At 35.8% G+C, this 24272-nt stretch carries 21 protein-coding genes; all 21 read right to left on the bottom strand.

The genetic code is table 11. From position 1 onward, the window contains the following. Nucleotides 1-4: 4 nt before the first annotated feature. Entirely contained in the window at nt 5-529 is a 525-nt protein-coding gene (locus tag ACRD7B_RS02745; RefSeq protein ID WP_430822931.1) for a hypothetical protein, read from the bottom strand. Between the two features lie 12 nt (nt 530-541). Beyond that, entirely contained in the window at nt 542-1222 is a 681-nt protein-coding gene (locus tag ACRD7B_RS02750; protein WP_430822932.1) for an AlbA family DNA-binding domain-containing protein, read from the bottom strand. A 170-nt stretch (nt 1223-1392) separates the two neighbouring features. Then, on the bottom strand, nt 1393-3513 hold the full coding sequence (locus ACRD7B_RS02755) for an efflux RND transporter periplasmic adaptor subunit (RefSeq protein ID WP_430822933.1): 2121 nt from the start codon (nt 3511-3513) through the stop codon (nt 1393-1395). Nucleotides 3514-3554: 41 nt separating this feature from the next. Beyond that, a complete protein-coding gene (locus tag ACRD7B_RS02760) occupies nt 3555-4787 on the bottom strand; it encodes a TolC family protein (protein WP_430822934.1) in 1233 nt (410 codons plus the stop codon). A 3-nt stretch (nt 4788-4790) separates the two neighbouring features. Beyond that, nucleotides 4791-8594, bottom strand: a complete 3804-nt coding sequence (locus ACRD7B_RS02765; protein WP_430822935.1) for an efflux RND transporter permease subunit — start codon at nt 8592-8594, stop codon at nt 4791-4793. A gap of 98 nt (nt 8595-8692) precedes the next feature. Further along, complete coding sequence (locus ACRD7B_RS02770) at nt 8693-9073, bottom strand: HYC_CC_PP family protein (protein ID WP_430822936.1); 381 nt, start codon at nt 9071-9073, stop codon at nt 8693-8695. A 110-nt stretch (nt 9074-9183) separates the two neighbouring features. Further along, a complete protein-coding gene (locus ACRD7B_RS02775) occupies nt 9184-9393 on the bottom strand; it encodes a GDCCVxC domain-containing (seleno)protein (protein ID WP_317195167.1) in 210 nt (69 codons plus the stop codon). Nucleotides 9394-9430: 37 nt separating this feature from the next. Continuing rightward, the gene (locus tag ACRD7B_RS02780) at nt 9431-10690 is read right to left on the bottom strand and encodes a permease (protein ID WP_430822937.1); all 1260 of its coding nucleotides are present in this window, start codon (nt 10688-10690) and stop codon (nt 9431-9433) included. Between the two features lie 88 nt (nt 10691-10778). Continuing rightward, nucleotides 10779-11273, bottom strand: a complete 495-nt coding sequence (locus tag ACRD7B_RS02785; protein WP_430822938.1) for a helix-turn-helix domain-containing protein — start codon at nt 11271-11273, stop codon at nt 10779-10781. A gap of 93 nt (nt 11274-11366) precedes the next feature. Then, nucleotides 11367-11576: a GDCCVxC domain-containing (seleno)protein gene (locus tag ACRD7B_RS02790; protein ID WP_430822939.1), complete on the bottom strand. Its 210-nt coding sequence runs from the start codon at nt 11574-11576 to the stop codon at nt 11367-11369. After that, nucleotides 11577-12374: a cation efflux transmembrane domain-containing protein gene (locus tag ACRD7B_RS02795; protein WP_430822940.1), complete on the bottom strand. Its 798-nt coding sequence runs from the start codon at nt 12372-12374 to the stop codon at nt 11577-11579. It lies immediately after the preceding gene. Then, on the bottom strand, nt 12368-13267 hold the full coding sequence (locus ACRD7B_RS02800) for a cation diffusion facilitator family transporter (protein ID WP_430822941.1): 900 nt from the start codon (nt 13265-13267) through the stop codon (nt 12368-12370). Before ACRD7B_RS02800 ends, ACRD7B_RS02795 begins: the two co-directional genes overlap by 7 nt. Nucleotides 13268-13276: 9 nt before the next feature. Continuing rightward, on the bottom strand, nt 13277-13864 hold the full coding sequence (locus ACRD7B_RS02805) for a methyltransferase family protein (RefSeq protein ID WP_430822942.1): 588 nt from the start codon (nt 13862-13864) through the stop codon (nt 13277-13279). A gap of 31 nt (nt 13865-13895) precedes the next feature. After that, entirely contained in the window at nt 13896-14357 is a 462-nt protein-coding gene (locus tag ACRD7B_RS02810) for a DUF302 domain-containing protein (protein WP_430822943.1), read from the bottom strand. A gap of 40 nt (nt 14358-14397) precedes the next feature. Next, nucleotides 14398-16569 (bottom strand): TonB-dependent receptor, encoded by a 2172-nt coding sequence (locus ACRD7B_RS02815; RefSeq protein WP_430822944.1) that lies wholly within the window; start codon nt 16567-16569, stop codon nt 14398-14400. A gap of 66 nt (nt 16570-16635) precedes the next feature. After that, nucleotides 16636-17049, bottom strand: a complete 414-nt coding sequence (locus ACRD7B_RS02820; RefSeq protein ID WP_430822946.1) for a Fur family transcriptional regulator — start codon at nt 17047-17049, stop codon at nt 16636-16638. Nucleotides 17050-17099: 50 nt separating this feature from the next. Then, a complete protein-coding gene (locus ACRD7B_RS02825; RefSeq protein WP_430822947.1) occupies nt 17100-17567 on the bottom strand; it encodes a hypothetical protein in 468 nt (155 codons plus the stop codon). Between the two features lie 14 nt (nt 17568-17581). Further along, nucleotides 17582-18529 carry a hypothetical protein gene (locus tag ACRD7B_RS02830; protein ID WP_430822949.1) on the bottom strand — a complete coding sequence of 316 codons (948 nt, stop codon included), beginning with the start codon at nt 18527-18529 and terminating at the stop codon, nt 17582-17584. Nucleotides 18530-18612: 83 nt separating this feature from the next. Beyond that, on the bottom strand, nt 18613-19791 hold the full coding sequence (locus ACRD7B_RS02835) for a TolC family protein (protein WP_430822950.1): 1179 nt from the start codon (nt 19789-19791) through the stop codon (nt 18613-18615). A 12-nt stretch (nt 19792-19803) separates the two neighbouring features. Further along, nucleotides 19804-22920 carry an efflux RND transporter permease subunit gene (locus ACRD7B_RS02840; protein ID WP_430822951.1) on the bottom strand — a complete coding sequence of 1039 codons (3117 nt, stop codon included), beginning with the start codon at nt 22918-22920 and terminating at the stop codon, nt 19804-19806. Nucleotides 22921-22938: 18 nt separating this feature from the next. Then, a complete protein-coding gene (locus ACRD7B_RS02845; protein ID WP_430822952.1) occupies nt 22939-24249 on the bottom strand; it encodes an efflux RND transporter periplasmic adaptor subunit in 1311 nt (436 codons plus the stop codon). Nucleotides 24250-24272: the final 23 nt, after the last annotated feature.

Consider the following 24272-nt stretch of genomic DNA (forward strand, 5'->3'; position numbering starts at 1 on the left):
GTTATTAATATGAGTATACTAGTGTCTCATCACCATGTCCAATTCGTTCAGAGGAATGTCGATATATCAATAGTTTTTTGTTATTATCTGAATTAATGAGCTTGATATCATTGCTATTAGGTACTTTTAATATTACAGTACCCTTTTCATTGATTACGTTGATGGTAAAATCAATCTTACGAAACTCAACTTCATTATTAGGATCAAAATCGTGGTGGGTTAAAATAGTACATGAATAAATGATTTCAAGCAAGTTATCCTTGTTTAAAGTGTGCATTGAAATATGCTTAATTTCATCCAGAAAATGGTGTCGAGGTAATGGCAGACTAACTGATTTCCATAACGTCTTATCAAGATTATGAAGGTTAACTGTTTGCTCCCTTTTATTATAAATGACATACTTCATACTTCCATCTTCCATTGTCAAGGTTTTGTAATCAGAATCCATCGTTCCTTCATATTTCAATTGGCCATATGATTCAATCATTAGCATTTGAATCAGTATTAAAACAAATATATTTAGTTTCATAATTTAATATTTTTAATGTTTCGTATTTAAATACTTCACTGTCTCACTAGTGGAGAGAGTTGATGTCAAATTCCCTGTTCTTAAGAAGAATACAGTTGTATTATTTTCTTCTAAATAAACAGGCTGAATAGAGGGTTCTATTAGAACAGTACAAATATCTTTATCACCTATTGTGTGAAAAGCCACATGGATGTATGAGCAAATATTCTTTCCAAATGCATGGGCTATTAAGCTCATCAGTCTTTTATGGTATCCATCTTTGTCCTTTTTCTTTAAAGTCCAAAAATCATTTGCTAATCCTAATACCTGACCATCATTACTCAAGCCTAGTATTATAGTTCCTCCTTTCGCATTTAGAAATCCTGCAATCGATTTTAAGACTTCAAACTCAATATTTTTGTTCGTCCTAACCTGACGATAATCATAGCGAAGAGATGTCATAAATTCAACAAATTCATTTTCACCTTTTGCTATCATTGTTGGAATACTCTGATTAAGTAGCATTCTTTTGCTAGATATCTTTACTTCTCGTTCCTTAATTGAACTGTAGTATCCACCAGATATATATCCACCAACTAATCCAAGTAATGCAAAAGCTATTGACATTGGCATCATATGTCCGCTAAATGAGTGTACAAAACTTGACCATATTACAGCACCCAGTTCAACCGAACTAAATGACTCCTGGTTCATTTCATACCAATATATTGTCATACTAATTGGATGCAGAATAAAGTACCCAATAAGCATTCCTATAGCAGAATGGATTAATAATGTGGAATGCCTGCTATTCTTCAATAAATTAGCAACTTCCATAACACTATTTTTAACCATCCGGACATTTGCCCGGACGGTATTATTATTTACTTTAATCGCTCATACTGACAGCAACTATGCAAATCATTATATACATCAGTATCTGCTTTATATTTATCGGTATCATGACCAACCTTTGCGATGGCTTTCTGAATAGCATTTTCTGTAGCCGGGGTTGAAAAGTTGATGTGTACCTTTTTGGTTTCCTTATCCCAGTTGGCATCAATAACGCCTTCAACAGTATAGGCAGCCGTTTCAATGCGATCTTTACACATATCACAATTACCAGCAACAGTAAACATGGTATGCTGCTTATTGTCGTCACCCTTTCTTTCTAATCGAGTATATTGACAACAACTAGGCAGCCCATTATAAACAGCACCTTCAGTCTTATACTTTTCCGTATCATGACCTGCTTTAGTAATGGCCTTTTGAATAGCATCCGTATTGGCTTTGTTCGAATGATAATTGACATGCAACTGTTGCTTATCGGCCATCCATTTAGCACTTGTAACACCTGAAACTGATGAAGCAGCTGTTTCAATGCGATCTTTACACATATCGCAATTACCAGCCACTTTTATCATGGCATGTTCAGCTGTATTTGAAGATTCGTTTTGGCTATTACTTAATCTATCATACAAGCAACAGCCCGGTAATCCCTTATATACATCATCATTGGCCTTATGCATTTCGGTATCATGACCTGCCTTGGCAATGGCCTTGTGAACATCATGTAAATTTGCTTTTTCAGGATCATATTTAATACTTATTGTTTGAGAATTAGCATCCCATTTGGCGGTGCTAACGCCATACACAGTCTTAGCCGCTTTCTCAATACGGGATTGACACATCTCACAATTACCTGCCACAGTAAATGTTTCCTTTTTGAGATTCTTTGTGTCAGGGGCATTCATCATGCTTGGCAATCCAATCAACTGTGCCGCTGCATCAATCTTAAACACGCCATTAGTAGCTATTTCTTCGCCTGGCTCCAATCCTTCTTTCACTACATAAAAGGCACCAGCTTCAGGCCCTAACACAATTTCGCGGTATAAGAATGTGGGTGATTCTCTTTCCTCAACTTTGGTATAAACCACGGCTCTTTTACCGGTCCAAAGCACGGCTGTTTTAGGTATCAAAACAGCCTTTTGACCTTCAGCTATTTTAGACTCCAGCACCCCGTTTGTAAACATTTCAGGTTTTAAACGAAAATCCTTATTGTTGATTTCAGCCCGCACCTTGGCTACCCTTGTCTTGGCATCGATTATTGGGTCAACATACGTAACCTTTGTTTTGAATTCTTCACCTGGCAGGGCTTGCATCGTAAAACTCACTTTATCACCTATTTTCACCCAGGGTAAATCTGTTTCATAAGCATCAAACAAGGCCCACAACCTGGTTAGATCAGCTACTTTAAATAGAGCTGTTCCTTCTTTCACATAGTCGCCTAACGCTGAATGGCGCATAGTAACTGTTCCTGTTATGGGTGACAATACATCAAAATTAACTTCTGGCTCCCCAGATTCTTCAATATTATTAATCTGCCTTTCGGATAAATCCCAAGCTTTTAGTTTAGCTCGTGCTGCCTTGTATAAGGAAGGATTATCTTCTTTAAATTCTGAAGCCTCAATTAGCTCACGCTGTGCACTAACCAAATTTGGCGAATAAATAGTTGCCAACTTTTGTCCTTTGCGAACTTTCTGACCTGTGAAATTGACGTATAGTTCTTCAATACGTCCACCAAATCGAGCAGTCAATTCAGCAATTCGTCTTTCATCTACATGTAACTTACCTTGGAGAAAAATGGATTTTTTAGGTTCACCAATCGCTACAATGGAAGTTTGAATTTCGGCCAGTTTTGCAGCAGATTCACTCATCACGATTTCATTGGGGTCGGCACCTTCACCACCTGAGTTCATTGATGTAAGCGGAATTAAATCCATAGCGCAAATCGGACATAACCCAGGCTTATCCTGTTTAATTTGAGGGTGCATGGAGCAAGTCCATGTTGTAGCTTCTTCTTCGTGATTATGTCCTGCATGTTCATCTCCGACACCATTGGCATTGCCAGATGGTGCGATTATCCAACCTATGGCTAAACCTAGTATTAAAACGCCCAGAATTAGTTTATAGTTGCTTTTTATATTTTGAAAAATTGTTTTCATTTCTCTGTAGTTAAATCGTTAAAACTTGATGATTACATTCGTTATTTCCCCATTAAATAATGGATAAAAGCAATAGCGGCCTGTTTGTCTGTCCTTCCTTTTTCCAATTCCAGATTATATTTTAACAAACGTCTTTCCATCCGAAGTATTTCCTCAAAATTCTTATTAGCAAAGGCATATTCCGTTTCTAATAATTTCAAAGATTTTCGGGCAATTCGCAGTTGCCTATCAAATAATTCTATTCGACGATGGGCATCCTTGTAATCTTTCCAGGAATTCTCGAAAATTGTCTCCAATACATTCTCCTTGTTGATACGCTCATAATCTTTTGCGATTTCAAGGTGAATGACTTCCTGAACCATGCTTTTATACTTGTTTCGATACAATGGTATACTTAAACCTATCTTAGGGAATGCTATCGCATCCTTTCCGGATAAATTGTTGTCACCTTTCCCAATAGATATATAATCAATCCCAAGACTAAATGTCGGAGCCCCCTGCTTTTTGGCCGATTGCTTTTTAAAGGCTAAAGCACTTTTTTGTAAATCGATACTTAGAAGTTGGTGATTCTTTATGCGAATAGAATCCAGTACGGCCTCCTTTGTATATAAAATGTCTGTCATCCAGAGTTCTTTTGGAAAAGTAATGACCTTCCGTTCCTCAGAATTTAGCAGGTTATTGAAGGAGACTTCCAATACTTCTTGTTTGTCCTTCAAGAGCGCCAGTTGATTTTCCAAATCATTTATCTCCATCTCAATCCGGTATTGGTCAACAGCCGACACCAAGCCTGCTTCAACCTTAACAATGGCTAACTTTTTAAAGGTATTTAGTATCTCAATATTCTCTAGTGTAATGACAGTAGCCTTACTATTGAAATACAGGTTATACCAATTCGCTTTAACCTCATTAAAAAGTTTAGACTTGTTTTCTTCAAACACCTCATAGAATGCTTTGGCTTCTTCCATACTGGCATTCTCTTTTGCCTTTAAGGTACCAAACCAAGGGAACATCTGCGTTGCTGAGAATCTGAATTCCTGTGGCCCATTTCTGGTTTCTACAGGCTGAATAAAGTAAGCAAATGCCAATTGTGGGTCAGGTAAAGAGCCTACCTGTGGTCCTTTTTCAAGAGCGGCCAAATATTTGTTAAATGTGGCTTTTAAGGCAGGATTATTTTCTGCTGCCTCTATCAAATACTGGTTTAGTTCATCTTGTGCTTGTAGCACACCTGATAAACCTAATAGCACAAATAATATATAAATCTTAATGATTTTCATGTCTTAAGCTTTTTCAGGGTTATTCTTCTTTACTTTTGCTTCCTGCCACATACTGTAAAGCACTGGCACAACAAACATCGTCAACACCTCAATTGTCATCCCTCCAAATAAAGGAATCGCCATTGGCACCATTATATCAGACCCTTTACCAGTGGAAGTTAAAACGGGTAATAGTGCGATGATGGTCGTAGCAGTGGTCATAATGGCCGGACGTACTCTTTTTGAGCCGGCTTCCAATACTAAAGCTCTCACTTCTTTAATTGTTTTGGGTTTTCGCTTGTCCTGAAGCTGTTTGATGTAAGTACTGATTAAAACACCATCATCAGTAGCTACACCAAACAAGGCAATAAACCCAACCCAAACCGCAACACTCAGGTTGATGGTGCTAACCTGAAAGAGATTGCGTAAACTCATTCCGGCAACGGAGCCGTCCATAAACCATGGTTGACCATACATCCAAAGCATAATAAACCCTCCGGATAATGCCACGATTATCCCTGAAAATATCAAACTTGTTGAAATGACTGACCTAAATTGAAAGTACAAAATCAAGAAGATAATAATTAAGGATATTGGAATCACAATCATTAAGCGCTTAGTAGCACGTATCTGATTTTCATAATTCCCTGTAAATTTATAACTCACTCCAGCAGGAAGAGAGAACTCACCAGTTTTCATTTTTCCCTTCAGGTACTCTTGGGCATTTTCTACCACATCCACTTCGGGATAACCTTCTTTTTTATCGAAAATAACGTATCCAACTAGAAAAGTATCCTCACTTTTAATCATCTGAGGGCCTCTGACATAATGTAGAGTAACAAGTTCTCCCAAAGGAATCTGGGCGCCTGTTGGCGTAGGAATTAAAATGCGTTGCAAATCCTCTGGATTATCTCTGAATTCACGTGCATATCGCAAACGTACTGGAAAACGTTCACGCCCTTCAACAGTTGTTGTAAGGGGCATTCCCCCGATGGCACTTCCTATTACCGCTTGCAAATTTTTAACAGTTAATCCATATCGTGCAATAGCATCTCTTTCTATCTCCATCTCAAGGTACGGTTTACCTACCACACGATCAGCAAAAACTGACATACCTTGTACACCTTCTACATTTTTCAGTTGTTTCTCGAGCTCAAAGCCTACCTTTTCAATGCTTTCTAAGTCTGGACCATACACTTTAATACCCATAGGAGCTCGCATTCCAGTCTGCAACATCACTAATCGAGTCGATATGGGCTGAAGCTTAGGTGCTGATGTTAAGCCTGGTATGGTACTCTTATCAATAATCTCCTTCCAGATATCATCAGGAGATCTTATTTCTTCTCTCCATTGTCTAAAGTATTCTCCGTTCTTATCCTCCGTTAAATTCTTCTTATCAATCAAACGGAATGCCTCTTTCTTTGGATTGTATTTAGAACCATCTTTCAGCACAAAGGCACCTTCTTTATTCGTTTTAAAGCGCATGCGATGCCCTTTTTCATTCAGAATATATTCTGGTTTATAATTGATGACATTCTCATACATGGAGGTAGGCGCCGGGTCAAGGGCCGAATTTACGCGTCCCCATTTACCTACCACTGTTTCAACTTCCGGTATGGAGTTAACTCGCTTATCTAATATGCGAATAACTTCCAAGTTTTCTTGGACGCCTGAATGGGGCATTGTAGTGGGCATTAGTAAAAATGAACCTTCATCAAGCGATGGCATAAACTCTTTACCTATACCAGGTAGTTTTTCATCCAGATAGGCATATGAATCGGTACTTTTAATAAACTGAGGCATGAAACCAAACAACTTATTAAAGCCTTGCCAACTTGTCATTCCAAATAGTACAATGAAAATTGGTACCGCTAGGAAAGTCCATTTATTATCTAAACACCAATTTAAGATACGAGCATAAAAAACAACCACCATCGATAAACTGCCTAGTACGGTTGTAACGATAGCTATCACAAAAAGGAAATTGGCAAAGAGACTGTTTTGAGCTCCGAGTGGCATCCAAGCTTTTGTCAAAAAGAAAACGACAACTACAATGGTGATGGCAATATTGATAAGGTTTATCCACTTCTTCTGATTTTCTTTCCAACGGTATGATAATAGGCCATTAATACCATAGGCAGAAATAGCCAAAGCAATATAATTACCTGAAGCGATTGACAGAACAACTCCAGCTGCAATCAGAATGAAGTTACCCAAGCGTTGATAACGCTTTTTATCAATCTTAATGGAAAAAATCAAGTGCGATAAGGTTGGTATGATTATCAAACCAATTAATAAAGCCGAAATCATAGTAAAGGTTTTTGTAAAAGCTAAGGGCTTAAACAGTTTTCCTTCCGCTGCTTCCATGGCAAACACTGGCAAGAAACTGATGATTGTAGTTGATAAAGCCGTAATTACTGCTCCGGCCACTTCAATAGTACCCTGATACACCACATTTAACAGTTCTTTTCCTCGTTTCCCTTTGTTTTCAGGCATCTCAATATGCCGGATAATGTTTTCAACAAAGACTACCCCCACATCTACCATCACACCTATCGCAATGGCAATACCCGAAAGGGCGACAATGTTGGCATCTACTCCAAACTGACGCATCGTAATAAAGGTAATGAGTACACCAATAGGTAGTAAGCTGGAGATAAGAAATGAGGCTCGCAAGTTAAATACCAGTACAATAACTACAAGAATACTAATTAGCAATTCAAGTGAAATGGCTTCTTCAAGTGTTCCCAGAGTTTCTTTAATTAAACCGGTTCGGTCATAAAAAGGCACAACCGTCACTTTGGATACAGTACCATCCGCTAATATTTTGGAAGGCAATCCCGGCTCAATTTCAGCGATTTTGGCCTTCATGCTTTTAATTGTTTTAAGCGGATTAGCTCCATAACGTGCTACCACAACACCTCCCACAGCTTCTGAACCACCTTTATCCAGTCCTCCTCGCCTTGTTGCTGGGCCAAAATTAATTCTTGCTACATCCTTCAAGCGTATTGGTACATTGTTGCGAACTGTAACCACACTCTTTTCAAGGTCTTCCAGATTTTTTATGTAACCTAGTGCGCGTACCAAATACTCGGCTCTATTAAATTCAATGGTTCGAGCACCAATATCCAGGTTACTGCTTTTTACAGCCGACATAATCTGTGCGATGGTTACATTATGCGCCTTCATGGCATTTGGATCTATATCAACCTGATATTCTTTCACAAAACCACCTATAGAAGCCACCTCGGCTACGCCTTCTGCTGAAGTTAAAGAATAGCGCACATAGAAATCCTGTATGGTTCTGAGTTCATGAGGATCCCAGCCGCCAGTTGGATTACCATCAGAATCACGACCTTCAAGCGTGTACCAATAGATTTGTCCTAGAGCTGTTGCGTCAGGACCTAATGCGGGAGAAACTTCAGATGGTAGCGTACCCGCAGGCAAAGAGTTGAGCTTTTCAAGGATACGAGTTCTACTCCAATAAAATTCAACATCATCATCAAAAATGATATAAATACTGGATAGGCCAAAAATAGAGTTACTACGAATCGTTTTTACTCCAGGTATACCTAATAAGGAGGTGGTTAATGGATAAGATATTTGGTCTTCAATGTCCTGTGGCGAGCGGCCTGGCCACTCTGTATATACTATTTGTTGATTCTCACCAATATCTGGTATGGCATCAACAGGCACTGGGTCAGTTGGCAAAATGCCAGTATCCCAGCCAAATGGAGAATTGATTATCCCCCAGCTAATGAAAACAAGCAAGACTAAAAATGTTACGAGCTTATTTTCCAGAAAAAAGCGAATGATAGAATTAAGCATGTCAATTCATTTATGATTTATATTCGAAATAAGTTATGTATTTGACTGCACTAACACAAATAATGTTAACGAAGTCAATTAATAATTAAATCGAAAAATCACAAACGATATACTTGTATGTCAGAAAGAAAGACAAGAACCTCTTTGGGAGGTGGTGGATTAAAATATGCTAATTCAAAATTCTGTGATTCAATTTCTTTGAAGACAAGAACTTGAATAAAAGGCAACAAAAGGTCAAAATTTGTTTGTTGAAATTCAACATTATTCACAGCAATAACAAAGTCTTCGTCCAGCTCAAAGTGAGCTGATTCATTATGACAACATTTAGAAGTACCAATGTCATCACAGCAAGTTTTTGCTTCGCCAAAGATATTTACATTCACTAAACTACCTTGACAATAATGCTTAGATACAGTCATACCTGTTGTTGAAACTAACAACACGATTACCATTATTATATGACTGATTTTTTTAAGCATAACTTAATTTAGTGCTTTTGACAAAGTAAACGATAAATATTCAACTTTGTTTTATAAAATTATGATTTTTATTTATATTTCTTTTGGATTAGAAATTATTTAACAGGTAATTAACAACAATTACCTCCATGTTGTATTGGCGGGCATCTTGCCGAACCATACGAGCAATAAACACAGCAATCACCTTTCTTTGGTTTTAATACTGTTTTACATTTCTCACATTCATAAAAGAACTGACAAGAATCCTCTGGCATAGTTTTTTCTTTCTGAAAACCACACTCAGGACAGGTTATTGTTGATTTTGGAATTAAGACTTTCATGATATCTTGTGTGAAAAGTTAATGACTTTAAATAATCCTACGATGCTTTATAACCAAGAGAATCAATTGCTTCTTTGATTTTATCCAATTCAATATTATCACCTTCAAGTGTAACTGTTTTTTCTCTAAGGTTTACCTGTGCATTCTCAATAAAAGCTAACTTCTCTAGGTTGCTTTCTACATTTGCTTTGCAATGATTGCAAGTCATTCCTTCTACTTTAATTGTTTTAATTTCCATCGTATTGTTTTTTAATTGAGTTACAGAATTCTTTTTTGTGTTTAGGTATTTCTGGATATATCCATTAATGATAAGTGCCATTAATATAACTCCAGATGCAATTTGCCACCAACTTAATCCTTTGTGATGATTATGCCCAAGATGTTGATGGGTAATTTCGGTAAACCATTGTGTTGGTAAGGCATAATCTATTAATAAACCAAAGCCTAAAGCTCCCACGATAATGGTTGCTAAATAAGTGAATAAACTCTTTCGGCCAAGTACTTTTCCTATCATGGTTATTGTTGCTGCATTCGTTGCCGGACCAGCCATTAATAATACAAATGCAGCTCCCGGACTAATGCCTTTTAAAATTAGTATTGCAGCCAATGGTATTGAGCCTGTAGCACATATATAAAGCGGAATGGAAACCACCAGGATTAAAAGCATTTGAACTATGGGCGGCATATTTAAAAGTTCGAAAAACTCATTAGGGATTAATGCTGAAATAATAGCTGCCAATACCAATCCAATTACCAACCATTTTGATATATCCTGAATAAAATCGACAAACCCATAACGGAATACATCTCCCACTTTTTGAGAGAATGATTTACGTTCTTCGGTTTGTTCCTGGAAAGTTCTTGTGTCTGTTTCGTTTTTAGTTGCCACACTTGTAATTAATCCACCTGTTATTCCTGTTACCAAAGCTGCCAGAGGTCGGATGATTGCAAATGGTAACCCCATTAATGAAAAGGTTGCTAATATAGAATCAACTCCCGTTTGTGGGGTTGATATTAGAAATGAAACTGTTCCGCCTTTAGATGCTCCATTTTTATAAAAAGCCGTTCCTGTTGGAATTACACCGCATGAACATAGAGGTAAGGGAATCCCAAATATAGAAGCTAAAACAGATGATTTAAACGGTAAGCCATTAAAATAGCGTTCGATTTTGTTTTGGGGAATGAAGGCATATAATAAGCCTGCAAAGAAGAAACCAAGCAAAAGATATGGAGACATTTCACTCAATATCTTTACAAAGTCATTTAGAAAAGTGATGATATATTGTTGTACTTCCATAGCTCTGATTTTTTGATATTACAAAGTAAGGAAGTAACGATGTGTTTACTATTACACGATTTTGGAAAAGAGTTATATCATTTTTGGATTACACCTGGTCAAGAGGTTTGCGCTTATTTTCTTTAAGCTTTTTGAAGTGTGATGGAGTTAAGCCTGTAATTTTTTTGAACTGATTAGATAAGTGCTGAACACTACTGTACCCTAGTTGGTATGATATTTCATTTAAGGATAATTCATCATAAACCAAAAGCTCTTTTACCTTCTCAATCTTCTGATTGATGATATATTTTTCAATGGTAATTCCTTCAACTGAAGAAAACAGATTGCTCAGATATGAATAGTCATGCCCCAATTCTTTGGAAATATATTCAGAGGTATTTAAAGATTCAAAACCGGATTCTGAATAATGGGTTCTTTCAATGATAATCGTTTTGATGCGGTCAATCAACTTACTTTTCTTATCGTCAATTAACTCAAATCCATTTTCATCTAACACCTTTCTTACCTCTTCAATTTTATCGTTTGAGAGTTGAGATGAAACATTGACTTTACCAAGTTCTATTTCCTCAATATTCAAATTCATCTTTGCAAATTCATCTTGTACCACCTTTATGCAGCGGTTGCAAACCATGTTTTTAATATGTAGTGTTGTTGAATTCATTTTGCAAAGATACAATTAACAACAGCTTTTACCTTGTTGTATTGGTGGGCACTTTACAGTTCCATAAGAACAAAAAACGCAGCAATGACCTTTCTTTGGTTTTAAGACAGTTTTGCACTTTTCACACTCATAGAAAAACTGGCATGAATCCTCAGGCATAGTTTCTTCTTTTTTAAAACCACACTCAGGACAAGTAATTGTTGATTTAAGAAATACTGATTTCATTTACTTACCAAGTTTTAAAATTCTAAAAGCCCCTTTTACTACAATTAAAAATACAATTGAGCCAATAATTAAATCGGGGTATTTTGATTGTGTAAGTAATACCAATACACCAGCAAGAATAACCCCCGTATTAATAATCACATCATTAGAGGTAAAAATCATACTAGCTTTCATGTGAGCCTCATTGCTTTTGGATTTCTGGAGTAGATACAAACAAACCCCATTAGCTATTAAAGCAAAGATGGATACACCAACCATTATTCTATAATCTGGCATTTCTTCAGAACCAATAAATCTTCTTACTATTTCTATCATACCCAAAAGAGCAAGCGATAATTGAAAGTATCCACTCCAACGAGCCACTTTCTTTTTTCTCAATACAGTTGAACCAACAGCCCAAAGGCTTAATCCATATACAAAAGAGTCAGCTAACATATCCAATGAATCAGCCACCAAACCCATTGACTTTGATATCAATCCTGTAGTCATTTCAATAATAAAGAATGCGAAATTGATTATTAATACTGACCACAGTAGTTTAGACTGTACATCGGAATCCTCTAATGCTACCTCATTGTCATCAATAGAACTTGTTTGTGTTAGCTTTGCGCCAAAGTTCAATGCCTCTAAACGAGATAATATCTCTTTATCTTCCTCTGAATGAAATACCGTAAGGTTTCGGTTCTCAATATCGAATTCAAGTTTTTTGATTACTTGTAAACCATCCAGTTTCATGCGAATCATGTTTTCTTCGGATGGGCAATCCATTTTTGATATATGGTATATTGATTCTAACATTCTTTACAATTTAGGTTGTCGGTTGTATGCTCTACCTGAATGGTCACATGACTAATATTGAATTTTTCAGCCAATAATTTTTGCAAACTGCTTAATAAGGTATCCGTCTTTTGAAAAGAAGTCATTACATGTGCTGACAAAGCATTCTCGTTTGTACTCAAAGCCCATAAGTGCAAATCGTGCATGTCAATAACTCCCTCAGTTTGCAATATTGATGATTTTACATCTTCAAGTTTGATATTTGAGGGTACAGCATCTAAGGCAAGTCTGATAGATTCGGTGAAGAGTTTCCACGTTCCCCATAAAATAACAAGTATTATAATAAAACTCATTATTGGGTCAATCCATTGCAATCCTGTCTTTACAATTAATAATCCCGAAATAACAACTCCAAGAGATACTCCTGCATCGGCTGCCATGTGTAAAAATGCTCCTTTAATATTTAGGTCATCTTTTTGTCCTTTTAGGAACATTAATGCAGTAATGGTATTAATGAAAACGCCAATTGCGGCAACTATCATGACTTGTGTGCCAGCAACAGGTTCAGGATTTTTAAATTTCCCGATGGCGTCCCAACCAATTGCTATAACCGCACCAAATAGCAAAAAGGCATTCAATACAGATATTAAGATGGTTGTCTTTTTATAACCATAAGTGTATCGTCCAGATGGTTTCTTAGTGGACATCCAAACAGCAAACCAGGCAAAGACTAATCCCAATACATCGCTTGCATTGTGACCTGCATCTGCTAATAAGGCAGAAGAATTAGCTATTAGACCATAAAATACTTCTACTGCTACAAATACCACGTTAAGACTAATGCCGATTGCAAAAGCTTTATTGTAATTGGTACTATGGTTGTGACTATGATTATGTCCGTGACTGTGACCCATAACAAAGAATTAAAATAACCACCTATTTACTTTACTCATGTATTCTTTATATTCTGTTCCCAACTCCTTTAGGAGAAACTCTTCTTCCAATCGCACCTGAACCTGAATAACAATAAAACCTGAAATCAATATTACTAAAGTAACCGCATTTGGAATAATAAGGAACATTCCTGCAAACACAATTAATACACCTAAAAAGATTGGATTTCTTGATATTCCAAAAAGTCCTTTAGTAATTAGGTTTACTTTGTTTTCATTATCTATACCAATGCGCCATTCATTTGCCATGTTCCGTTGTGCGATAAAGATAATAATGAATGAAAGATGCAACAAACCCAAGCCTATCCAAACAACTATATCTGATTTTAGGTACTCTATTGATACCAAATATTGCATTGCTGACGGTAGGAAAGCATTTAGGGCAATAGTAATAAATGCTATTGCTGATATAATTTTATAGGCTTTTCCTACATAATTTATTGCCGTTTCTTCCTTGCTAAACTTAAAAGGATTAATTCCTGAGCGCTTAAATGTGATATAGCTCGGAACTATAAACAAAGCAATTAAAAACACACAATAGAAGATAAATAGATACATATTTATTAAGTTTTGATAGTAATGAAGCAAATTAAAGCTTTTCTAATGCTTTTTGAAATTTATCTGACACTTCATTTGCAATCGAAACCAGTTCAGGTTTATTGAGCATTCCCATTAAAGCTGCCGGGTTTACTACTACAACCTCAATTTTTCCTTCACCAATATCTTTTACAATAGCTTTGCAAGGAAGAAAAACACCAATGTTTTCTTCAATTTGGAGTGTTTTGTAAGCAAAACCAGGATTGCAAATACCAAGGATTTTATATGGCTTTATGTCAACATTGTCTAGTTTCTCTTTGAGTTTCACATCCATGTCAACCTCGGTTATTACACCAAATCCTTGTTCCTTAAATACGAGTTTAGTTTTGTCTACAACATCTTCAAAAGTACCCTCTATTGTTTTTGTAAAGTAGAATGTCTCATTCTCCTGTGCGACTAATGATTGAATAGATATAACCATTAATAGCATCGAAATAATTACTGTTTTTTTCATGACTTTTAATTTAAACGTTAGTGATGATTTGTTCTAGTTTTTATAATAATCTAAGCTTAATACCCCCATTAAATACAAATCCATCGGTTGGTGCCCAAATGTCCGGGAAAGTAGGATTGTTGGTTGGTGGTAATACCAAAGGTTCATAATCTGACTGCAATACATTGGTAAAGTTCTCGAAGTTCACAAATATGGATAAGCGTTCCCAATGGCGCATTAACATTACACCCATTGTCCAATAATCCGTTTTTTGATTGTATAAATTATCGAACTGTTTTCCTGTATAATATACTTCATAACCAGCCGACCACTTTTCTTCAATTTCATAGAACAGAACAAAACCTGCATTATGCTTTGGTGTTAAGGGTTTTTGGTCATTGATATTATCGTATTGTAATTCCGTATTAACAAATGCGTAGTTTAAATAGAGTTTAAAGTCATCGTATGTTAGCTTAATGTTGGTTTCAAATCCAGAACTTAACATATTGCCATCAGCACTTTCAAAATAAGCCATATCCGTGGTGGCATCTTCTCGTAAAACCAATGCGTTTTTAAGTTGAGTAAGAAAGAATAACTGGTTAATAGAGAATGTCATTTCATCGCCTAAAGCAGTTTTATAGTTAATGTCGAAATTACCACCTATAGAAGTTTCAGCATCTACCTGGTCGGTTGATAAAGGCTGTATGCCCCTATAGTAGAGTTTCTCAGCATCTTCGGTAAAAATGGTTGGTAGTTTGTAACCCATTGCACCACCAATACGAGAGCTAAGTTTGTTATTTGCTTTAAAAAGTAAAGAGAAGCGAGGTAAAACAAACGTTCCGTAATCAGTATTGTAATCGGTTCTTAACCCTGCTTCCAATATTAACCTTTCATTTATATCCGTAGTGTTTTGAATGAATCCACCAATTGTATTATGTGTGTAATCTCTAACAGGAAGGGAGTCTGTATTTTCCTCTGTAAATTGTTCCAAGTAATGATTCAGACCAAATTGCCATTCGGATTTTTCATTTCTATGTAAATTGTACGAAGCTTCTGAGAAACTAGAAACCTGGTTCCCGTTAAATTGATAATCAGGAATAGTCAGCTTTCTATCGAAATAGGATATGCTGTTTTTGAAGTCAATGGTTCTATTCTCTTTTGTATTTCTGAAATTCAATTGCGTAGCATAACGCTCCGATTTGTTTTCCTCTGTAAATATATGTTCGGTACTTGAGTTTCCCTTTATTACTTCCATATCTCCACCTGTTCTGTCATCAATGGTGGTATTTAAACCTAAACTAAGTTCAGTATTAGGATTAATGTAATAGTAAAATTTTGGATTTAGGCTAAAAGTTTGTGCATCGGGCATATTCGAGAAACCATCATCATCTGGGTCGTAAGCTATTTGGTTTGTAGCCGAACCATATATCGAAAGACCAATCTTACCATATTTCTGAGCATAGAAAATATTACCTGTAGTACCTAATGCACTTGTTTGGTTTAGCATGATGTCGAGTTTTGGCTCATCATCAGGTTTAATGGTAACAAGGTTTACCAAACCTGCAATAGCTCCACCGCCATATAATGTTGAATTACTTCCTTTAATCAGTTCTACTTGTTTTAAATCGAGCGGTGGTATTTGCATAATGGAGAGTCCACCTGCAAAGCCTCCATAAAGAGGCATACCATCTTTTAATATTTGAGTGTATCGTCCATCCAAACCTTGAATGCGGATGCTCATATTACCTGAGCTAAGTGAGGTTTGTTGCATTTGCACCCCTGTAGTCTCTCTTAATAGCATTCCGATATTAGAAGAATTCATGGCTGCTTTTTCGCCTAATTCTTCGCCTGTAATGGCTTCGATTCGTGTTGGAATATCTTGTATGGTTCGTGAAGACCTTGTTGATGTAATTACTACTTCTTCCAGTTCTTCACCTTCTTCCAATTCAACTTCAATGGTTTTATTGTTGTCTTCAGGAAATGACAATTCAATTTCCTTTTCTTCATAGCCAACAAACGAAATAACAAATTCTATTTCACCATTAGGTAGATTTTCAAATTTAGCAATCCCCTCTGTATTGGTAATTGTACCATTGGTTGTTCCTTCAACTACAACACTTGCACCAATCAGAGATTCGCCCGATTCTTCTTTTACTTCAAAACTTACTGTGTTTTGTCCTAATATGATTCCTGAAGTAAACAGGAAAAGTAAACTTGATATTAAATATTTCATAGTATATAGATTTACAAATTTATACTACAAAATTACGGCAGAATCACATGCAACAGTATTGCAAAGTTATCCTTGACAATTAGGGCAAGTTCCTTTTATTACAAAATTGGCATTTTCAAAATTGAATCCTTCGGGTAAATCCACCTTAGGTATTGGCATATTTTTCAAACAATGAGTTTGACCACATTTAGTGCAAAGAAAATGGTAATGTAAATCATCCAATGAGCAAGTACAATCATCATCACAAAGAGCATATTTTACTGCACCAGAACCATCATCAACACTATGGATTAGCAGCTTGTCCTGAAATGTTTTTAATGTTCTGAAAATTGTGGAGCGCTCAACGTTTTCAAATTGCTGTTCAATCTCATAAAGGCTTAAAGCCTTCTTATTTTTATCCAAAACTTCATAAACCAACTCACGCATGGCTGTTGGTTTTATGTTTTTTTGTTCTAATTTCTTGTCTATTTCGTTACTCATAATTTATAACCATAAAGTTAAGTGGTGCAAATATTACTTCCAACCTTTTATTATCTATTCTGTCCATAATACTTTTTAAATGTTTGTTTGTTCTCAAAATATAATATAAAGGGTTGACCTTTTTCCTTAAGTCCTATAATTGCATCTGCTTTGCATATGGAATCACCAGAATAAGCATCAACAGTATAGGCATATTGCTGATAATGTTCTACTATATAGTGTTTGCATCTTGAACCACAGACATAAAACATTTTACTTTCAATATCCACAACTTGGGACTTATGAAATTTCAATTTGTTTTCAACTTCACAAATCAACTTAGGTGAAATTTCTTTTTTATATAGAACATACTTTTGAATTATGTGCTTTGTATCGCACCAATGAACAAAAAATATTTGAATTAGAGCCACCACCACTAAACCGATAATGGCTCCATTTCTAAGATATTTCTTAAACTTCTTATCTTCGAGAATCTGCTTTTCTCTACGTTGCTGCTTGGTAAGTTTATTTCGTCCCATAACTAAAGATGGAATTATGAATCCATTATCTTTTTATATTTCTTAAAATGGAAACCAAAGAGGTATTCCAATTTGTCGTTATGACGATGTACTGCACAAGCATGTTTGCAGGGTTTCGAATAAGCTGATGAATTTCTATAAATTAATGATGGTTTGTTCGTTTTACAATCAATAATTAAATGATTGAATGAAGGTTCGTCCGAAAAATGGTTAATAGTAATAAGCAAATAGGCTTTAGTAGTATCTTGAGCTGTTACCGCTTTAATAATTTCTTCTTCCGAAACTATTTTCACTTTCCCTTTATACAGAGTGTTTAAATATTCTTCTGAATAAGTAGTAAGCTTCTGCGGTATAAGCAGGGTTTTGTTTGACAATACGCCAGCACCTGTATTAATTTCATTAGCATATAGTCTCTGATTTTTATATTGTTCAGACTGACTTATGAAATTTTGAATTTGTTCTATGGCAAATTCAGCATTTAATTCAGAAAGTTCTTCATCAACTAAAGGAATTCGTAGTACTTCCTTTTTATCATTATATAATGAAAGCTGATAATGAGAATAGGAATAATAATAGTTTTTTTTCACTACCCGTCTGTCAAAGAATCTATCGGAATGTTTTCTAAGTGTAATATACCAGACATCTTCTTTATTCTTAACTTTTGTTGTAAGTTCGGATTCGGATATTTCTTTTGGTTTATCACTACTATTCCAATTTTCAGATATAAGTTTCGCTAGGAAAAGGTTTTCCTTCTGATACCTTTCTTGCGTACTATCAATTAATTCTTGTTGTTTATATTGCTTAATCTGTTTATCGGATAGCTGTTTTGTTTCAAAAAAATCAACTTTTTCAAGTTGCTGTACATCGCTTAATTTATTCTTATTTATAGAATATTGTGCGTTCACAGCACATGTGATTACCATTGAAATAATCATTACTAGTATTTTAAAAGTATTTTTCATGACTATATGTTTTAAGGTGAATTATTCTTTTTTAACATCAATAAGTATTAGTTTAAAAAAGGCGGAACGAATTCCGCTCTTTCCTATAAATCATATCTATAAAGCTTTGCCAAAGTAAAACTCAATTCTTTCTCCATGTTCAACAGTTCTTCCTTATTATCGTAAAAAACCATTAATTCGAAGTAGTATTCAGATAGTGAAATTTCTCCTTTTTGCATTGCTTTATCTAATAATTCAAGGATGGTTTTCCCCGATATGCGTTGCTTGAAATCGGTAATGCTGCTTTGTAAAGCCGTTGCTTTACGATGCAAAGTTTTCATTTCGTTATAAAATTGAACTTTAGCATCAGCCTCGATGCTATTAACCGCTTCTGTTTTTAGTTTGGCATACTTTACCGTGTTTTTATTCCCCCAAAGAGGAATTGAAACGCCCAGGGTGACACCTTGAAATTGTTGTCCTACAACTTTTTCACTCATATAACCTGCATTTATTTTAGGTAAATTCTGAGCTAACTGGAGTTGTTTTTCTTTTGATGAAATTTCAATTTCCTGTTTTAGCCAATTAAGCATAGGATTGTTAATTGCAGCCTGAGCATACCACTCGTCAAAATCAGTTTCAACCATATTTTCGATAAAGATGGTATCGTTAAAGCTTAATGAAACCCCTGCGTTAAGAGTTGCTAATTGTTGCAATTCAGCATCTCGTTCTATACTTATTTGTTCCAATTGTTTTTCGGTATTCAAAAGGCTTATCTGAGCTTTGTTGTGTTCGAGAATGCTTGCTTCACCACTTTCCAATTTCTTTTTAAAAGCATTGGCAATTTTCATGTCATTATTTAACCTAAGCTTATATTCAGAATACAAAGCATTCAGGTATGTTAGTTCAGAGCAAATTGTTTTAGCACTTAACAAAATTTCATACCGCTGTTTTTTATACTCCATCTCAACTTGTTCATTTTTCATATCAGAAAGCTGAGATTTATAAACATATGCTGTAGGAAAATCGAACGACTGAGTAACTGAAAAATCGGTACGGTTGCCTATATTATCAGGACTTCCTATTAAATAGTTAAAACCTACTTCCGGGTTATCGGGTAGCAAGTTTGATTTATTTCCCATTTTATCGGCATCTGCATTCTTCCGATATGCCGCCAACGTGGTGTTATTCCTTTCGATTTCAGCCAATACAGAATCCATGCTACTCTGAGAATAGACTGTAAAAACTGAAAACATTAAGACGATTATTATTAATATATTTTTCATTGTCATCATTTTTTAATCTATCATTAATTCTTCTGAAGCTGTCTCTGAATCGGCTTGCTTACTTGTTATAAGAAACATAATAGGAATAATAAATCCATTAAGTAAGGTAGAGGTTAATAATCCACCAAGGATTACCTGTGCCATTGGGCTTTGAATTTCATTGCCTGGTAAAGCACCACCTAAAGCAAGAGGTAATAGAGCAAGTCCGGATGATAGAGCTGTCATCAATATTGGATTTAAACGGTCAAGTGAACCATGCATTACACTATCAATTGCCGAATATCCTTCGTGATGCAAGTCGTTGTACCTTGAAATAAGAAGCATACCGTTTCTTGTTGCGATACCAAAAAGTGAAATGAAACCAATAATTGCAGGAATGCTAATAATTCCGCTGGTGAAAAAGATAATAAATACACCACCTATCAATGCCAATGGTAGGTTTAACAGCACAACTACAGATTGAGTTATATTCCTAAATTGATTGAACAACAATAAAAATATAGCCATGATAGAAAAAATGGATGTAATAAGCAGGGTTTTGGAAGCAGCCTGTTCACTTTCAAATTGCCCTCCATATTGTATATGATACCCTTCTGGCAATGTGATATTTTCATCAACTGATTTTTGAATATCATTTACAACACCTCGTAAGTCACGCCCAGCTATGTTAGCCGAGATAACAATTTTACGCATTACATTTTCACGATTAATTGTGTTTGGTCCAGTAGAAGAAGTAATTTCTGCAATATTACTGAATGGTACTTTTCTACCATTTGCATCCACTATTAGTTCTTTGATACGCTCAGCTGTTGCTCTTCTTTCAGTATTTACTTTTAGAGTCAGGTCAAAAGATTTGTTGCCTTCATATACAAGAGAAACTACTTCTCCTGCCAGCATCACATTAACAATTTCTCTGAATTCAGGTAAAGTAATTCCATATTTGGCCATCACGTCTCGTTTTGGCTCTATCTTTAATTGAGGGCGTTGTATCTGTTGTTCAACATTTAAGTCGGCAATACCCTCAATGCCATCTATGGAAGATTTGATTTGGTTACCCAACTCAAACATTTTATTCAAATCTGTTCCAAATAATTTAATGGCGATATTTGCCCTTGTACCTGATAGCATAGCATCAATACGGTGCGAAATGGGTTGCCCTATCTCTATGTTTGCCCCCGATATGGCTTTCAACTTTTGGCGTAGTTCTACTAATACTTCATCTTTTGAACGTTCATCAAGAATAAACGGAGCTTCTATTTCCGAAACATTTACACCTAGAGCATGTTCATCTAACTCGGCACGACCTGTTTTTCGTGCTACAGTTTGAATTTCGGGAATAGACAACAGTATTTCTTCAGTATATCTTCCAATTTTATCTGATTCGTGCAATGATATGCCTGGTAAGGTACTTACATTAATGGTAAATGACCCTTCATTAAATGAGGGAAGAAAACTTCGCCCTAACGTGAAAAACACAATCATTGTAGCAACCAGAAAACCACCTGTTATTCCAAGAACCAATCTTTTATGCACTAATACCCATTTTAGAATCCTTTCGTAAATTCCTTTGAGTTTACGAACAACAAATGGTTCCCGTTCTTCTTTAATCCCTTTAGTTGGCTTTCCTAATAAGTAGCTGCATAATACAGGTGTTACTGTTAATGCAACTACCGTTGAAGCGATAAGTGACACAATAAATGCAATACCCAAAGGCGCAAGCAATAATCCTTCCATACCAGAAAGGAAAAATAAAGGAACAAAACTCACTATGATAATAAGAGTAGAATTTAAGATGGGCATACGAACTTCCTTTGATGCATCATAAACCACACTCATTACACTTTTTTGTTCTTCTTTAGGTTTAAGCCTGTTTTCTCTTAAGCGTTTAAATACATTCTCAACATCAACTATGGCATCATCGACTAATGAACCAATGGCAATAGCCATACCCCCTAAACTCATTGTGTTAATTGTTAACCCCATGAATTTCAGTGCTAAAATTGTACAAACAAATGCTAGTGGAATTGTAACCAGAGAGATTATTGTAGTTCTAATATTCATTAAAAAGATTAATAGAATAATTATCACAAATACTCCACCTTCTAATAATGCCTTTTGAATATTACTTATGGAATTATCAATGAAACGAGCCTGACGGAAAATGTCGGTAGCTATCTTAACGTCAGCAGGTAATGTCTGTTGTATTTCCGTGATAGATTCATCCAGTTTTTCTGTTAATTCGAGCGTACTGGTAGCGGGTTGTTTTGTTACAGTTAAGAGTACTGCCGACTTGCCATGATTTGAAGCCAGTCCCAACTTTGGAGCTTTATTTCCAATCTGAACATCTGCTACATTCTCAATCAAAATAGGCACATCATTAACTGTTTTTACCACAGCCTTACCTAATTCATCTAATTTATTGGTAGATAATGCTCCACGAATGATATACTCATTTCCATATTCGTATAAAATTCCTCCCGAAGCATTAAGGTTCATATCTTGAACAACAGCTATCACTTCATCCATAGAAACCCTATAGTGTTTCATTTTTTCAGGGTTAAGCAATATCTGATATTCTTTTATTTCACCACCTAACACAGTAACCTGAGCTACACCACCAGTCGAAAGTAGGCGAGGGCGCAATGTCCAATCTGCCATTGTGCGTAAATCTTGTAATGATGTTGTGTCCGATGTAAGTCCAATAATCATTACTTCACCTAAAATAGAAGATTGAGGCCCTAATGTAGGATTCCCTACATTCCCTGGCAAGGCATCTTTAACAATGGCTAATTTTTCTGAGACAATTTGTCGGGCAAGATAAACATCCATACCCCAATTAAATTCAACCCAAACAACAGAAAAGCCTGTTGTTGATGAAGACCTTACTCTCCGTACGTTGGTTGCTCCATTTAAAGCAGTTTCAACAGGAAATGTAACCAATCGTTCAACTTCTTCAGGAGCCATCCCTGAAGCTTCAGTCATTACTACAACAGTAGGTGCATTCAAATCGGGAAATACATCTACTTCCATATTTTTAGCAGTATATAACCCAGCTAACAACAGAAGTACTGCTGATACTAACACAACCATTCGGTTGTTTAGCGAAAACTTTATAATATTATTCAACATGATAATTCCGTTTTTGGGTTAATGACTATGTCCATGCCCTTCAGGCATTACTGATGAAGTTGCTGCAAGCTTAACCTGATATACACCATTGGTTACAACTTTATCACCTTCCTTTAAACCGGATAATATATGAACTCGTTCTCCATCGTTTTGCCCAAGTGTGACTTCTTGCTTTTTAAAGATTTCTTCTTCGACTTGTATATATGCAAAGTAAAGACCTTGTTCTTCAGTAAGTGAAGACACAGGAGCAGTAATCACATTGTTTTGAGGATTTGCTATTAAATAAATTTCGGTGAATGAGCCTGGAATCAAGTCGCCTATATTGTCAAATTCAAATGTAATTGGAACATAAAATGATTGTTGTCCTGATGTACGTCCATAAGAAAGTAATCGACCATTTAAATCAGACAGCTTATATAGTGTATTATCATAAGCTGTTTTGAAATTAGCATTGCTAATGTTTTTAAGCGACTTGTAGTTTTTCTCCGAAACTTCGGCTTTTAATTGCAGTTTTTGGTTTTGAGAAATAGTGGCTATAGACTGACCAACCGAAACATACTCACCCTGTGCAACAAGCCTGTTTTTTATATAACCTGAAATTGGAGATGCTATTTTAACTCCATTTACAGATGAGTTGGTTGATTGCGCTTGATATGTGGTTTTTGCTGTTTTGTACCGCATTTTTATCTGCTCATACTCCTTAACCGAAATTATCTGGTCGCCAATAAGTTCATCAGCACGTTTCATCTCTTTTTCTGCTGTTTCGAATGCAATTTTAGCCTTTTCAACAGGGTCTCCATTTAAAATCTGTTTTGCAGAAACTGTAATGATAACCTCACCGGATTTTACATAGTCGCCTTCTGCAATAGATGGATTAACAAATGAAACGATACCATTTGAAGTAGCTACAAGCGTAGCTTCATCACCTTGCGAAGCTTGTATTTTTCCGCTTGTTTTAATAACCTGATGAAAAGTTCCTAATGCGATAGATTCAGTAGCTAGTCCAGCCATTTGAGCCTGTTCTTTTGTGAATGAAATTTCATCCGTATGACTACTTTCTTCATCACTATGGTCATTCCCTTCAAGACTTTCATCACCATGGTCGTGGTCATCGTGGTCATGGTCATCATTGTCATGGTCGTGACCTTCATGGTCTCCATGGTCATGTCCTTCATGACTTTCTTCATCATGATTGTGACCTTCATGGTCATCATGGTTATGACCTTCATGGCTCTCTACGTCATGATTATGACCTTCGTGACTATTGCTTTGGTTGCATGCTACATAAACTAAACTTAGCAATGCGATAACTAATATATTAATTTTCATTATTTCTTGTTTTAAAATTTAAA

Source organism: Carboxylicivirga fragile (assembly GCF_050589805.1).
Taxonomy (GTDB): Bacteria; Bacteroidota; Bacteroidia; order Bacteroidales; family Marinilabiliaceae; genus Carboxylicivirga; species Carboxylicivirga fragile.